This window comes from Aquisediminimonas profunda, assembly GCF_019443285.1.
GTDB classification, from domain to species: Bacteria; Pseudomonadota; Alphaproteobacteria; order Sphingomonadales; family Sphingomonadaceae; genus Aquisediminimonas; species Aquisediminimonas profunda.
On sequence record NZ_CP080327.1, the window covers coordinates 1461917 to 1476771 of the forward strand.

The 14855-nt window shown below is 59.9% G+C and carries 14 protein-coding genes; 10 read left to right on the forward strand and 4 right to left on the reverse strand.

Annotated elements, in window-relative coordinates:
* Position 1: 1 nt before the first annotated feature.
* Together K0O24_RS07290 and queA are read left to right on the forward strand one after the other, a co-directional pair.
* The gene (locus tag K0O24_RS07290) at positions 2–673 is read left to right on the forward strand and encodes a peptidylprolyl isomerase (protein ID WP_219895182.1); all 672 of its coding nucleotides are present in this window, start codon (positions 2–4) and stop codon (positions 671–673) included.
* Positions 673–1710 carry a tRNA preQ1(34) S-adenosylmethionine ribosyltransferase-isomerase QueA gene (gene queA, locus K0O24_RS07295; protein ID WP_219895183.1) on the forward strand — a complete coding sequence of 346 codons (1038 nt, stop codon included), beginning with the start codon at positions 673–675 and terminating at the stop codon, positions 1708–1710. The genes K0O24_RS07290 and queA overlap by 1 nt, the downstream gene beginning before the upstream one ends.
* 180 nt (positions 1711–1890) lie before the next feature.
* Here queA and K0O24_RS07300 read toward each other — a convergent pair whose 3' ends face one another.
* Together K0O24_RS07300 and K0O24_RS07305 are read right to left on the reverse strand one after the other, a co-directional pair.
* Positions 1891–3660, reverse strand: coding sequence for a GMC family oxidoreductase (locus K0O24_RS07300; RefSeq protein WP_219895184.1), 1770 nt, complete (start codon positions 3658–3660; stop codon positions 1891–1893).
* Between the two features lie 181 nt (positions 3661–3841).
* Entirely contained in the window at positions 3842–4276 is a 435-nt protein-coding gene (locus tag K0O24_RS07305) for a GFA family protein (RefSeq protein WP_484771501.1), read from the reverse strand.
* A 442-nt stretch (positions 4277–4718) separates the two neighbouring features.
* Here K0O24_RS07305 and K0O24_RS07310 point away from each other — a divergent pair, with 442 nt between their 5' ends.
* On the forward strand, positions 4719–5087 hold the full coding sequence (locus K0O24_RS07310) for a hypothetical protein (RefSeq protein WP_219895185.1): 369 nt from the start codon (positions 4719–4721) through the stop codon (positions 5085–5087).
* Between the two features lie 195 nt (positions 5088–5282).
* Here K0O24_RS07310 and K0O24_RS07315 read toward each other — a convergent pair whose 3' ends face one another.
* On the reverse strand, positions 5283–5984 hold the full coding sequence (locus K0O24_RS07315; protein ID WP_219895186.1) for a GNAT family N-acetyltransferase: 702 nt from the start codon (positions 5982–5984) through the stop codon (positions 5283–5285).
* Positions 5985–6078: 94 nt separating this feature from the next.
* Between K0O24_RS07315 and tgt the strand changes: the two genes are divergently transcribed.
* The 5 genes from tgt to pnp all read left to right on the forward strand — a co-directional run bounded on the left by tgt (position 6079) and on the right by pnp (position 11621).
* Positions 6079–7194, forward strand: coding sequence for a tRNA guanosine(34) transglycosylase Tgt (gene tgt / locus K0O24_RS07320; RefSeq protein ID WP_219895187.1), 1116 nt, complete (start codon positions 6079–6081; stop codon positions 7192–7194).
* Positions 7195–7875: a site-2 protease family protein gene (locus K0O24_RS07325; protein WP_219895188.1), complete on the forward strand. Its 681-nt coding sequence runs from the start codon at positions 7195–7197 to the stop codon at positions 7873–7875.
* Position 7876: 1 nt separating this feature from the next.
* Positions 7877–8773, forward strand: coding sequence for a tRNA pseudouridine(55) synthase TruB (gene truB / locus K0O24_RS07330; protein ID WP_219895189.1), 897 nt, complete (start codon positions 7877–7879; stop codon positions 8771–8773).
* Positions 8774–8794: 21 nt separating this feature from the next.
* The gene (rpsO, locus tag K0O24_RS07335; RefSeq protein ID WP_219895190.1) at positions 8795–9064 is read left to right on the forward strand and encodes a 30S ribosomal protein S15; all 270 of its coding nucleotides are present in this window, start codon (positions 8795–8797) and stop codon (positions 9062–9064) included.
* 229 nt (positions 9065–9293) lie between these two features.
* The gene (gene pnp, locus K0O24_RS07340) at positions 9294–11621 is read left to right on the forward strand and encodes a polyribonucleotide nucleotidyltransferase (RefSeq protein WP_219895191.1); all 2328 of its coding nucleotides are present in this window, start codon (positions 9294–9296) and stop codon (positions 11619–11621) included.
* A gap of 68 nt (positions 11622–11689) precedes the next feature.
* On the opposite strand, the gene K0O24_RS07345 is transcribed toward pnp, so the two are convergent.
* Positions 11690–12172 (reverse strand): hypothetical protein, encoded by a 483-nt coding sequence (locus K0O24_RS07345; RefSeq protein WP_219895192.1) that lies wholly within the window; start codon positions 12170–12172, stop codon positions 11690–11692.
* Between the two features lie 456 nt (positions 12173–12628).
* Here K0O24_RS07345 and K0O24_RS07350 point away from each other — a divergent pair, with 456 nt between their 5' ends.
* Both K0O24_RS07350 and K0O24_RS07355 read left to right on the forward strand, forming a co-directional pair.
* Entirely contained in the window at positions 12629–13540 is a 912-nt protein-coding gene (locus tag K0O24_RS07350; protein WP_219895193.1) for a LysR family transcriptional regulator, read from the forward strand.
* Positions 13541–13554: 14 nt separating this feature from the next.
* Positions 13555–14253: a peptidylprolyl isomerase gene (locus K0O24_RS07355; protein WP_219895194.1), complete on the forward strand. Its 699-nt coding sequence runs from the start codon at positions 13555–13557 to the stop codon at positions 14251–14253.
* Positions 14254–14855: the final 602 nt, after the last annotated feature.

Genomic DNA, 14855 nt, shown 5'->3' on the forward strand with positions numbered 1-14855 from the left:
GATGCGCGTGTTGAAACTGTTCGTTGTTTGGTTTGCCATGCTGGCCGGAGCGGTCGCCGCCCAGGTGCCGCAGCCTGCTGCACCTCCAGCGCCCGATCCCCAGAATATCCTGCATCTCGAACTGTCGACCGGTGGTGACGTCGTGATCCTGATGCGGCCGGACAAGGCGCCTGCCAGTGTGGAGCGCGTTCGCACTTTGGCCCGCGCCGGCTTTTATGACGGGATTGTGTTTCACCGTGTCATCGAAGGCTTCATGGCCCAGACCGGGGACCCCAAGGGAACGGGCGAGGGCGGTTCGCCGCTTCCTGATCTCAAGGCCGAATTCAACGATCTGCCGCACCTTCGCGGTGTTGTTTCCATGGCGCGGACGGACCAGCCGGATACTGCCAACAGCCAGTTCTTCATCTGCTTCCAGCCAACCGTGCGGCTCGATGGCAAGTACACCGTCTTTGGCCGCGTGACCTCCGGCATGCAATATGTCGACGCCATAAAGCGGGGCGATCCGATCGAAGGGCGCGTCACGGATGAACCGTCAAGGATTGTACGGGCCTGGATCGAAGCCGATGGACGCGATGCTCCGCGGGTTCCGCTTGTCATCCCTGCGCCCGCTGTCGCGCCGCCGCCAGCCGCCGAGCCCGCTCCAGCGCCCGAGGCGCCCAAGCCCAATCCCTGATGCGCGTCGACCTGTTCGACTTTGAACTGCCGTCTGAACGGATTGCCCTGAGACCCGCCAGCCCGCGCGATTCCGCACGTATGCTGGTGCTCGATGGCGGCGAGACGCGCGATCTCCGTGTGACGGACCTGCCGTCTCAATTGCGCGCCGGGGATTGTCTCGTCTTCAATGACACGCGTGTCATCCCGGCGCAGCTCGAAGGCCGCAGAGGTGAGGCCCGGATCGGCGCAACACTCCACAAGCGCGAAGGCCTGCGCAACTGGCGCGCGTTCGTGCGCAATGCAAAGCGCTTGCGCGAGGGGGACCGGATCGACTTCGGGGCCGATGTTTTCGCGGTCGCCACCCAGCGCGGCGACGATGGCAGCTGGCGCCTCTCCTTCGAAGGGGAAGAGCCGGTCGAAGTCCTGCTGGAGCGGGCGGGAACGATGCCGCTGCCCCCCTATATCGCCGGCAAGCGGCCGACCGATGCGCGCGATGCGACCGACTATCAGACCATGTTCGCAGATGAACCCGGCGCAGTGGCCGCACCAACGGCTGCGCTGCATTTCACGCCCGGCTTGCTCAAGGCATTGGGCAGTGCGGGGATCGCGCATGAAACCCTCACGCTCCATGTCGGGGCGGGCACTTTCCTGCCGGTCAAGGTGGACGATACGGACCAGCATCGCATGCATGCCGAATGGGGGCGGATCGATGTCGGCACAGCCGCGCGCCTGAACGCCGTGCGCGCGTCGGGCGGGCGCCTGATTTCGGTCGGCACCACGTCGCTCCGCCTGATCGAAAGCGCCTGCGATGACGGCGGACAGATCCAGCCCTTCGAAGGCGACACGTCGATCTTCATCACACCCGGTTACCGGTTCAAGGGAATCGACGGGCTGATGACCAATTTCCACCTGCCGCGCTCGACCCTCTTCATGCTGGTCAGTGCATTGATGGGCCGTGAGCGCATGCAGGCGGCCTATGCCCATGCCATCGCGGAGGGCTATCGGTTCTACAGCTATGGGGATGCGAGTTTGCTGCTGCCAACAAAGCCGGCTTGATCACGGTCGCTGGTTTGCCAGATCGGCCCATCAGGATTGATGCTCGGGATTTAGTCGATGTTGGAATGTGGCGTCGTTTGGAATGGCCAGTGCAATTCCAATGCCAGAGGCGGATCCAGTAAACAGGGCTGTCTTGATTAACCGTTAGCTTCCAACCCGCTCGGAAGATGGCGGGCTTGCCTAAAAGGAACGATTGGCGACTCCCAAGCCATGATCTGCTGCAATGAATTCCGCTGCCTTTTCGCCGATCATAATCACAACGGCATTGATGTTCCCGCTGGGGATTTCCGGCATCACGCTCGCATCGGCAACACGCAGATTCTTGATGCCGAAAACCCGCAGGCGCGGATCGACAACGCGGCCGATTCCGCAGGTGCAGCTATGGTGCCAAGTTGTATGCGAAAAATGCAGCGCCATGCTTTCGAGCAGCGCGTCGCTTGGCGGCTGTCCTTCAACGTAGCCATGCTTGCGCGCGATTTCGGGAGGCAGCAAAAGGGGCCCCATCTTGTCCGGCCAATTGGCCATGATGTCGAGGCTACGCCGCATCATGGCCACCATGACCTTCAGATCAACTGGATCGGCATAATAGTTCATGTCGATCCGTGGCTGCACAGTTGGATCCGCACTCTCGATAACGACCTCGCCTGAGCTTCGCGGCAGTTGTAGCTGGTTGATCAAATAGACATTCTCACTGTCGAGTCCGAACGTCGTTGCGATGTCGTCGGCGAACATTTCTTCTTGGAAATTCAATTGATTGCCGATCAGACTAGACTCGATCCCGCCGGGCATGAAGGTGATCTGGCAGTCATGGCTATAGTCCGTATCGAGGCCGGTTGAAAAGAAAACGACGGCGTCGGCAAATGACGACGCAACCAGACTGCTCCCTGTGGCTTCCCATTCATCCAGGCGGCGTTGGGCTTCTTCTTTTTGGCTTTGGTCGTCCGTAGCGCCCATCGACAGCATGATTTCGCTAGCCGTTACAGCAGCTCCCGGCGCCGCGAAGCCCATCGCAACATTCTGGTGGTCCTTCAAATTCTTGCCGACCTCGGGCAATTCAAGCCTGACGGATATGTCTGCGGCCTCAAGTTCCCTGCGCGGTCCAATGCCCGACAGCATCAGGATATGCGGAGAACCGATGGCACCGGCGCTCAGGATCACGTCCCTGGTCGCGTGCACGACATAATGATCGCCGGTGGCATCGCGATATTCGATGCCTGTCGCGGCCAGCGATTCCCCTTCGCCCTCCAGCACCACGCGCGTGACCAGCGCGCCGGTGATGATGGTCAGGTTAGGCCGTGCTTCGGCTGCACCTTCGAGATAGGCATGATAGGTGCTGGAACGCTTGCCCCGGCGCGTGTTCGTCTGAATGATTGAGGATACGCCATTTGGGTTCAGCCGATCCCGGCCATTATAATCCCCGCGCGGGCTGCCGGTGGCCTCGGCAGCGGTAACGAATAGGCGGGACGAAGGGATCATCGGTGAGCGGACCGCGATACCGACAGGGCCGCTCTGGCCATGGGCATCCTGGTCGATCGTGATCTCGTTGCTGGGAACAAGGTCTTCCATCCGCCGGAAGGCAGGCAGCACCTCGTCATAACTCCAACCCTGAGCGCCCAACTTGGCCCAATGATCAAAATCCTGCGGATGGCCGCGCACCCAGACCATGTAATTGATGCCGGATGAACCGCCGAGCATCTTGCCGCGCGCGACCCGCATACGCCGGCCCTTCATGCCTAACCCGGCCTTGCCCGGATCGGCCCAGAACATCCAGTCGGTCTCGGGATCGAGCTGCAGGCTGGCGCAGGCTGCCGGCATCAGTTCCCTTTCGGGCGGGTGCCCACCCGCTTCGATGAGCGCAACGCTGCATGTCGGGTCTTCAGATAGGCGGGCGGCAATGACAGCGCCGGCAGAGCCCCCGCCGACGACAACAAAATCAAAGGCATCACTCATTGTTTTCTCCCCCGTCAACGAGCGCAATCATCCCTGAAGAGCACAAGCCATAGGAATAGGTATAGACCGTTGGGAGGATTGCAAGCCTAGGTCCTTTAGGCCGACTCTTGGAGTTGGGGTTTCGATGACCCAGGATTTTGCTGCAACCAGCCTGCAGACCACCCGCCGATTGCGCCTGGAACTACTCTGGAACGACCTCCCCCGATCCGCCGAACTCGACCGGAAAATCCTTATACTTCGGTAAGCCGTCCCGCATGGGCATGACCGTTTCCACATAGTTCACGTGGCCGATGGGCTCGAACTGGAGGTCGGGAAGGGTTGCAGAGAATACATCGAACATGTCGAAGTCTGGGTGATGGATCATCAGGTGGCCGGCACACAATTTGCAGTATTGCCGATAACTGATGCTGTCGGGCGATTTGTGAAAGGTTCCCACGTGCTCGGCCCCCGCGACAATTTTCACTGCTTTGGCCTTCCACATTGTCGAGGCGTGGACCGGACTGCCTGACCATGAGCGGCACGAACTGCAGTGGCAATAAGCCATGGCTTCGGGACGCCCCGAAACTTCGATCTTCACGGCCCCGCAAAAGCACTGGCCTCCATGGATGTCACTCACAGCCTTTTCTTCCCTTCTTAGTGCCCAACCTCCGGAACATGAAAAAGGGCGGGGCAAACGCAAATCACGCCACAAGCTAACTCGAAACCTTGGTGCCTCGCAACCATTCGTCACCGCATTCAAGCCAAGGGTCACGATAACCGCAACTCCTGCCATCTTGGAAATCGACCAATACGGGAAGCGACAGCAGATGAGGGCTTGGCCACGCCATTTCTTTGCAAGATTTTGCACAGTGCGCTTGCTCAAGACACCTAGGTTGACGTGGCGACGATCTGAAGCCAAGATAACGAGGTCGGAAATTTGCAGACATTTGTGCTGCCAGCATTTGGCTAACGACCTCAAGTAATTGGGGTCATGTTCAGCTTTATAATAGATCCAATTCGTCAATTACAGTGGCGTATGCGTTGTTTTAAAACAACTACTTTACTTTGGAGAGACTATTATGAAGCGCCTTCTACTTGGCGCAGCGCTTTTGCTGCCGACACCTGCACTCGCTGAGTCCTTAGATGTCATTCAGGTTAAATTGAAATCTACCTGCAGTTTACCGACCTATCTGGGAATTGTTGCCGATTTCAACACAAGTTGGGGCAAGGCGCATGGCTACAACACAAGAATTGCCGTCCCCCTGCACAGCAATGACCTTACGATCATTTCCTGGCTTGGCACGACCGCCAACGCTGAGGTGTTTGGAAAGGCATGGGATGCGTGGCGCGATGCTCAGCGCGATGCAAATTCGACGGCTGCAAAACTGCAAGCCCGATTCAATGACTGCGGGGACAATGTGATGCGCCGGAGCTACGACGTCTTCTAGCGCGATTGCACTCAAGCAGCATAGCAAGCGGCCCGGCTTTTGTTTCGCATACAATGTTGGGCCGCGGCCGTAATTTTGAACTTAGTCCAAAGCCCATTCTGCACAAATTGAGGGATCGAATACCCTCGGGGTGCCGTCGAAAGATACAATGCCTGGCATCCGGCGCGTTATGCGTTGTGAGGGAGGTTAACGAAGCTAAGGGTTGGTTTCTGTCGGTTCTTCCACGAAAATCGTGACCGTCATCGGCCCGCGAATGGTGAAACCAAGGCGTTCGTAGAGCGCAATCGCTCCCGCGTTCGTGGCATAGCTGTGCAGGAACGGTGTTTCGCCGCGGGCAAGCATGCGCGCTGCAACCACACTTATCAGGACGCCGGCAAGACCCTGTCCCCGACACTCCGGGAGTGTGCAGACGCCGCTGACTTCGCAATAGCCGTCCAGCCGCATCCGTTCTCCGGCCATCGCGACCAGCGTTCCTTCACGGCGGATGCCGACGAAATCACCGAGCCTGTGCGTCAAGGGCAGAAACGGGCCGGGCTGGGTCAGGTGAGCGAGCGCGCGCATTTCGGGAGCGTCGCTTTCCTGAAGGTCAAGTATCTCGTCCCGGCCTGCCATCGGGTTGAGGCTGTTGGCAACCATCTGGACCAGTTCGGCCGAGCGGAGCCGCGCGGCCCCTGGAATGTCAGGCATTTCAGCTGTTTCGGTGATCCAGATTTGCCGGCCCGGCGGGATCAGGGCGGGGAGTTCGGCCAGTGCGGCGTCGCTGAAATCAGCCGTGGCAGCAAAGGGGCCATGATCCGGCTCAAGGCGGAGCGCCTTTTCATTGCCCTGTGCAAGCGGAGCCCAACCGGACGTGAGCGCGTTCCAGGCAGGCCGGTCGAGCGGATGCGGGTCGGTCATTCCATATCCCTGACGAATCGAAACTCGCATCCCGCCTATCGCCATTCGGCCAAAGTTGAAACCGTTGCCAAAGTGCCGCTATAGGCCGCCGCCCATGTCCGATCGCTTTTCCTTCCATATCGCCGCAACAGACGGCAGGGCGCGAACGGGAGTCATCCGGATGCAGCGCGGCGAGATTCGCACGCCGGCGTTCATGCCGGTCGGGACGGCAGCAACGGTCAAGGGGATGAAGCCGGCCGATGTCGAAGCGCTTGGCGCAGACATCATTCTTGGCAACACCTATCACCTGATGCTCCGGCCCGGCGCGGAACGGGTGGCGCGGCTTGGCGGCCTGCACGGGTTCATGCAGTGGAACCGGCCCATCCTGACGGACAGCGGCGGCTATCAGGTCATGTCGCTGTCGGCGCTCACGAAGATGAGCGAAGAAGGCGTCGCCTTTTCCTCGCATCTTGACGGGTCGAAGCATCTCATCACGCCCGAACGCTCGATGGAAATCCAGCGTTTGCTGGGGTCTGACATCGTGATGGCGTTTGACGAATGCACGAAAAATGGTGCGACCCGCGATGAGGCAGCGCTTTCGATGGAACGCTCAATGCGCTGGGCAAAGCGTTCCCGCACCGCCTTTGACGAGGGCGATGAACATGCGTCGCGCGCTGCCCTGTTCGGGATCCAGCAGGGGTCACTTGACGAGGACCTGCGCAAGATGTCCGCCGATGCCCTGATTGAAATCGGCTTTGACGGCTATGCAATAGGCGGCCTTGCGGTGGGTGAAGGGCAGGAGGCCATGCTTGCCTGTCTCGACTATGCGCCCGGACAATTGCCGCAAGATCGGCCGCGCTACCTGATGGGGGTGGGGAAGCCGGACGATATCGTGGGGGCTGTCGAACGCGGGATCGACATGTTCGATTGCGTTTTGCCGACCCGCTCGGGGCGCAACGGGCAGGCGTTTACCTGGGATGGCCCGGTCAATATCCGCAATGCGAAGTTCGCCGAGGACCTGGCCCCGCTCGATCCGGAGTCGCCCACGGCGCCCTGGAGCAGGGCCTATCTGCATCATCTCGTCCGGTCGGGCGAAATGCTGGGCGCGATGCTGATGACCGAGCATAATCTCTGGTTCTACCAGCAATTGATGGCCGGGCTTCGCGAGGCGATTGCCTCAGGCACGCTTTCCGCCTTTGCCAGCAGCTTCCGCGCGCGGTATTGCCGCTGAATGTCAGATGCAATCTACCAGGCCGCGACCTGGATCGTCCCGCTGGTCATCGCGATCGTCTTTCACGAAGTGGCGCATGGCTGGGTCGCGCGGATCTTCGGTGATCCGACGGCCGGGCGAATGGGGCGGTTGAGCCTCAATCCGATCCGCCATGTCGATCCCATTGGCACAATCGTCCTCCCGATGGGGCTGGCTCTTGCTGGTGCCCCTATTTTCGGCTGGGCGAAGCCGGTTCCGGTCGACAAGCGCCAGTTGCGCAATCCACGTGTGCACATGATGTTTGTCGCGTTGGCCGGGCCGGGCATGAATTTCCTGCTCGCCGCGCTGACATTTGTGGCGCTCGGCGCTCTGCTCGCCGGCTTTGGACAGAACCCGGGCATTGCGGTTGCCTTTATCAACGCCAACCTGATCAACTTCGCCATTATCAACGTCATGCTTGGGGTCTTCAACCTCTTGCCCTTGCCGCCCTTTGACGGCGGGCATGTGGTTGAAGGCCTTCTGCCTCCCTCGCTCGGCCGACGCTATGCCCGGCTTGCGCGCTATGGCTTTCCGCTCATGATCCTGCTCATTGTCGTGCTGCCGATGCTGTCGCCCAAAGCAGCAATAGTGCCGCAGTTGATCGGGCCGCCGGTCGAGTGGATTTTAGGGCTCGGCACGCGGTTCCTTTCGCTTTTCGGCTGACATGCCCAACGGCTGGATCATCCTGGACAAGCCGCTTGGCCTCGGCTCGACGGCGGGCGTCAGTGCGGTCAAGCGGGCATTGCGCGAGGGCGGCTATCCAAAGCTGAAAGTAGGCCATGGCGGGACGCTCGATCCTCTGGCGACAGGCGTGCTGCCTATTGCGATGGGGGAGGCGACCAAGCTCGCTGGCCGGATGCTCGACAGTGACAAATGCTATGACTTCACGATTGCGTTCGGCGAAGAGACGGACTCGCTTGATCTCGAAGGCACCCTGATTGCAACTTCGGACGTTCGCCCGACGATGGAAGCCATCCGGGCCATTCTCCCGACCTTCACGGGCGCCATTGCGCAGGTCCCCCCGGCCTTCTCCGCCCTCAAGGTGGACGGCAAGCGCGCCTATGATCTGGCCAGGGCGGGGGAGAGCGTGGACTTGGAAAGCCGACAGGTCACGATCCGCGCACTCTCTATCCGTCGCCCCTGCGAAGGGGCGACGGTTGGGGAAGTCACCCTGACCGCCCAGGTTTCCAAAGGCACCTATATCCGAAGTCTCGCCCGGGATATTGCCCATGCGCTTGGCACTGTTGGCCATGTGACGATGCTCCGACGGACCAAGGCGGGTCCGTTCCGGCTCGATCAGGCGATTTCGCTGGACATTCTCATGGAAAAGGCTAAGGCCCGCGCCCTTGAAGACGTGACCTTGCCGATAAGGACGGCGCTGGACGACATCCCGGCACTCGCCCTTACCCCGGAACAGGCAAGGCTGCTCCATAACGGGCAGGTCTTGACCGGGATTGCCGCACAAGGCGGCCTCCATCTTGCCCTGAACGGTGAAACACCGCTCGCGCTTGTGGAGGTTCTGGACGGAAACGTCCGCACCGTGCGGCGATTCAACCTTTGAAAAGATGTCGAAGGAAAAACGATGACGATTACTGCAGAGCGCAAACAGGCGCTCATCAAGGAACATGCCCGCCATGAAGGCGATACCGGTTCCCCCGAAGTTCAGGTTTCGATCCTGACCGAACGGATCACCAACCTTACCGAGCATTTCAAGACCCATGCGAAGGACAATCATTCGCGTCGCGGCTTGCTGATGCTCGTCAACAACCGTCGTTCGCTGCTCGATTACCTCAAGAGAATCGATCACGATCGTTACGCGGCACTCATCGCGAAGCTTGGTCTTCGCAAGTAACGCAATCGCTCGGCCCCCCTTTCGGGGGCCGTTTGCGTTTTGCGTCATCCCGGACTCGATCCGGGATCCAGTCCATCGCTGCGATGGGGCTGGGCTCCTGCTTTCGCAGGAGAACAAGGAAGGAGCCATCCTCTCGCAATTCGGCGACTGGGTGGTGAAGGGGCCAAATTCGGCTCCGCACACAGAAGGAAGCCAGCACGCATAGGGCGGCTGGTCCGAAGGAAAAAAGATGTTCAACACGAAAACTGTAACAATCGAGTGGGGCGGACAAACCCTGACACTCGAAACGGGCAAGGTTGCCCGCCAGGCCGATGGCGCTGTCATTGCAACGCTCGGCGAAACCGTGGTGCTGTGCGCTGTCACGGCTGCCAAATCGGTGAAGGAAGGGCAGGATTTCTTCCCGCTGACCGTTCACTATCAGGAAAAATATTCGGCTGCGGGACGTATTCCCGGCGGCTTTTTCAAACGCGAACGCGGTGCGACCGAAAAGGAAACGCTGGTTTCGCGTCTTATCGACCGTCCCATTCGCCCGCTGTTTCCAGAGGGCTTCTACAACGAGATCAACGCGATCGCTCAGGTCCTCTCCTATGATGGAGAGAATGAGCCGGATATCCTCGCGATGGTCGCGGCGTCAGCTGCGCTCACGCTTTCGGGCGTGCCCTTCATGGGCCCGATCGGCGCAGCACGCGTTGGCTATCTGAACGGCGAATATATCCTCAATCCAACCGACGAGCAGGTTGCCGAAGGCGAACTCGATCTGGTTGTCGCGGCGACCTATGATGCCGTGATGATGGTCGAATCCGAAGCCAAGGAGCTTTCGGAAGAGGTTATGCTCGGCGCTGTCCTGTTTGCGCATGATGCGTGCCGCGACGTGATCAAAGCCATCGTCAAGCTGGCCGAACAGGCTGCCAATGATCCTTGGGAAATGGCGGCTCAGGCTGACCTCTCAGCGGCCAAGGACAAGCTCAAGAAGCTCATCGGCAAAGACATTGCTGCGGCCTACAAGCTGACGGACAAGTCGGCTCGTTCGAATGCGCTCAACGAAGCCCGCGCCAAGGCGAAGGAAGCCTTCTCCGATGCGGCTCCGCAGGACCAGATGGCTGCGCAGAAGCTGATGAAGAAGCTTGAGGCTGAAATCGTCCGCGGTGCGATCCTGAAGGATGGCACCCGCATCGATGGCCGGACCACGACCCAGATCCGTCCGATCCTTGGTGAAACGCATTTTCTGCCGCGTGCTCATGGCTCGGCCCTGTTCACGCGCGGTGAAACCCAGACAATTGCGACCTGCACCCTTGGCACCAAGGATGCGGAGCAGATGATCGATGGGCTCACCGGCCTGCACTACGAGCATTTCATGCTGCACTATAACTTCCCGCCCTATTCGGTTGGCGAAGTTGGCCGTTTCGGGGCTCCGGGACGTCGCGAAGTGGGGCATGGCAAGCTCGCCTGGCGTGCACTGCACCCAGTGCTGCCGACCAAGGATGAATTTCCCTACACCATCCGCCTGACGAGCGACATTACAGAGTCCAATGGCTCGTCCTCGATGGCGACGGTGTGTGGCGGCTCGCTTGCCATGATGGATGCCGGGGTTCCCATAAAGCGCCCGGTTTCCGGTATCGCCATGGGCCTGATCCTCGAAGGCAAGGATTTTGCGATCCTGTCCGACATTCTCGGTGATGAGGATCACCTTGGCGACATGGACTTCAAGGTTGCCGGGACGTCCGAAGGCATCACCACGATGCAGATGGACATCAAGATTGCCGGCATCACGAAGGAAATCTTCGAAGCAGCCCTGAAGCAGGCAAAGGAAGGCCGCGCCCACATTCTTGGCGAAATGTCCAAGGCCCTGGGCGAAGTTCGCTCGGAACTCTCGGCTCACGCTCCGCGCATCGAAACAATGCAGATCGACAAGTCGAAGATCCGTGACATCATCGGAACCGGCGGCAAGGTGATCCGCGAAATCGTTGCAACAACCGGCGCAAAGGTCGATATCGACGATGAGGGTCTTATCAAAATCAGCTCCTCGGACCTCAGTCAGATCGAAGCCGCGCGCAAGTGGATCTCCGGCATTGTCGAGGAACCCGAAGTTGGCAAGATCTATGACGGCAAGGTCGTGAACCTGGTCGATTTCGGCGCGTTCGTGAACTTCATGGGCGGCAAGGACGGTCTTGTCCACGTTTCCGAAATTCGCAACGAGCGTACGGAAAAGGTGTCAGACGTGCTTTCTGAAGGTCAGGAAGTGAAGGTCAAGGTTCTCGAAATCGATCAGCGCGGCAAGGTTCGCCTGTCGATGCGAGTCGTCGATCAGGAAACAGGAGCCGAGCTCGAAGATACACGCCCGCCACGCGAACCGCGTGAAGGCGGCGATCGTGGCCCGCGTGGTGATCGTGGTCCGCGTCGCGATGGCGATCGGGACCGTGGTCCTCGTCGTGATGGCGGCGGCCGCGGCGATCGCGGTCCGCGTCGTGACGGAGACCGTGGTCCTCGACGTGAGCGTTCCGAAGGTGGCGAAGGCGGCGATCCGAACTTCGTGCCGGCATTCCTCAAGGACGATTGATCGTCCGGTTGAGGCTCAAATTGAGAAGGGGTCGCTTCGGCGGCCCCTTTTTTTGAAGCGCGCCGCGATCAGTCAGCCAAGACCACATCTCGGGCAGCGAGGTATCGTTTCCAACTCTGAGGCGTTACAACCTCTTCATATCGCGTGGTTTGCTCGGGATCGAGCAGTTCGATCATGAAGGCACCTTCAACCCATAGTTCGGTCAACTGAAACAGGCCGCCGCCACGATCACAACGTCGTGCGGGCCAGCCAGCACGCTGGGCGATGGCAATGGCCTGATCGGCTGGCATGTTGATGCTCAGCGCGATATGCACTTCCGATAGCCGCGTTGTGCCCTTCTGCGGACGCCATTCGCCTTCCTCTTCACCAAAGGTGATCAGATTGCCGCGGGGGACCACTTCGAATTCGACATTGCCGTCACCAGACCAAGCCATCCAGGCTCGCGGCCCGCCGGGCGGAAACGGGATTGCTTCGCCGTCCATGATTTCCGCCAATACGCGCGCAGCTGTCTCTGGATAGTCAGCTGGGATAGACGCGTGCACAATCTTCACTGGTCATCTCCTTTATATGTCCTCGCCCTCACTCAGCCGATTTGTCTGAAATTTGGGAACGATATTAAAAAAGGGGCCGCTGCGGGGGCCCCTTCTTGACCTTTGAGCAGGTCGTTTCTCGCTGGTTTCGCCCGCCGGGGAGGGGGGCTTGGGAGAGGAGGGTCATTTTCCCCGGCGGGCGAATGCGCTCGCTGTTATGCGAGCAGTGCGATGCCACTGAGCGGCGCTGCTGCAAGGGCGAGGCCTGCAAGCGTGGCCAGAACCGCGGCGATGGCGAAGGTTGGGCGGAACTCGGTCATTTCAATTCTCCTGGTATTCGATGCTTCAATCCGGGCGATGGGGGGTCCCGTCGTCTGAACTCTTGTTACTCCGATCTGATCGGGCAGCGTGAACACCAAGGTTGCAAATATCCTATGCAAAAATGCATAACGCGGTTCTGCATTTCTGGAGTCGGTCATGTTCGACTGGAATGATCTACGCTACTTCCTTGCCGTCGCGCGGAGCGGCAGCACGCTTTCTGCATCCAGAAACATGAAGGTCAGCCAGGCGACAATCTCCCGGCGTGTAACTGTCCTTGAGGAGGCTTTGGGCGTCCAGCTCTTCGTACGCACGCCCACAGGGTATCGGCTGACACAGCGGGGAGAGGCGGTGCTGGGCGCTGCCGAAGCCGTCGAGGATTCGATTTGCGCCTTTACGGCGAATATCGCGATGGAATCGCGCCGTTTGGCCGGCACGGTTCGGCTGACAACTGTTGAATCGGCTGCAAATGCCTGGGTTATCCCGGCACTGGGACTGTTGAGGGCGCGTCATCCGGACATTCGGGTCGAAGTCATCACGACTGACGAAAATCTCGACCTGCTTCGCGGAGACGCCGATCTTGCGTTACGTTTTGGCAGTCGCCCCACCCAGGAGGCCCTGATCGTCCGCCACCTGATGGACATGGAGGAAGCCTTTTACGCCAGTCAGGAAATGGCAGAACGCTGCGGCTTGCCGACCACCATTGAAGAATTGTGTCGTTATCCGCTTGTGCTGAACGTCGATCGCAACGGCTTTGTGAACAATTGGGTGGCAGAGAAGCTTCCCGACGCACTGATCGTTCATCGAGCCAATACGCTTTCCGGCCTGATAGCGAGCGTGCGTTCGGGCATTGGCGCCTCTGTCCTGCCCTGCCTGATGGGCGATGATCTCCGCGGCGTTGTCAGACTGCTGCCGCCGATTGCCGAATTGAAAACGCCGGGCTGGATGGTCACCACTGACGATGCGCGCCGTCAGCCCCACATCAGGGCCGTTATTGATTTTGTCGTCGACCAGATACAGTTTTGGCTCGCGCGAAGAACATCGCATATTCAGGCCGTTCAAGCGGCATAGAAATGGTCAGGTTTATGAAACGGATAATTGGACTTTTGGCGTTGTGTGGCTGGCTTGCGATGCCGGCCGTCGCAGTGTCAGCGCCTCCCCGAAAAGCACCGGTTCCCCAGGTTGCGGAGCCGCTTGGCCTTGTTCGGGTCGCCTTGACGACGACGCTTGGCACGATTGTGCTTGAACTCGACGGCAAACATGCGCCCATCACAACAGCCAATTTCCTGCGCTACGTCGATCAGAAGCGGCTCGATGGCACAGTCTTTTACCGCACAATGCGGCTCGATTTCGGCGGGCCAGGGCCGCAAGGCCTGATCCAGGGCGGTACCCAATATGATCCGAAGCGCATTCTGAAGCCGATTGCGCATGAACCGACCAATCTGACCGGAATCCTGCACAAGGCGGGAACGATATCGATGGCGCGCTGGGCTCCGGGGACGGCGACTTGCGATTTCTCGATTCTTGTCTCCGACATGCCGGCCCTTGATGCCAATCCGGGCGGGAGGGGGGACACTGCAGGCTATGCGGCCTTCGGGCACGTGGTCGAAGGAATGGATGTGGTGCAGAAGATTCACGCATCGCCGGTTTCCGCCACCAAGGGTGAAGGCGCGATGCGTGGGCAGATGATCGAAGCGCCTGTTCGGATTCTGGCGGCGCGACGGGCGAAAATGCCGCCGCCTGTTGCTCCAGCCCCTGCTGCTGCAGAACCGCAGCTTCGTTAAAATATCACGCCCGTCGCCCCTGCGCAGGCAGGGGCCCTTGCGTGAGTCAGGCACCAATGCGTCCAACAGGCCCCTGCCTCCGCAGGGGCGACGTGTGAAGGTAATATTCGCCTTATGTTCCTATTTACTTGACAAATAGGAGATATCATGAAAATGCCAATCCCGTCACTCGATCGGCGTTTCTAGGTCGCACGGGTCGAGGGGCGGGACTTCAGGTCGGCGCGAAAGCGGCGGGCGTCTGCACTCCCCAAAATGTGCAGCCACGCGCTCTGCCTTCGTTTTGAACCGGTCCGGGCGTCTTTGATGGGAGCATTCCCGTCCTGCAGGCGGGCTTTCGGGCCTTACCCCTCTGCAGGGACGTGCCGGATGAGAAGGCGGTGTTTCGAGACCGGGCGCCGGTTACGCACTCGAGCACCTGCAACCGCACAAAGGCAATACCCGCCGGACGCCCCCCAAGGCTTCCGCGCCGACCGTCCCGCCCCGCGCTCACCACGGGAAGCCTTCGCGTGCCTGTTATCCGAGCGCCACGAATCCTCCTTCCCGTACTCCGGACTGGATCCGGAGCCCATGCCTGAGACGGATGCGCTGGCGGACATATGGGC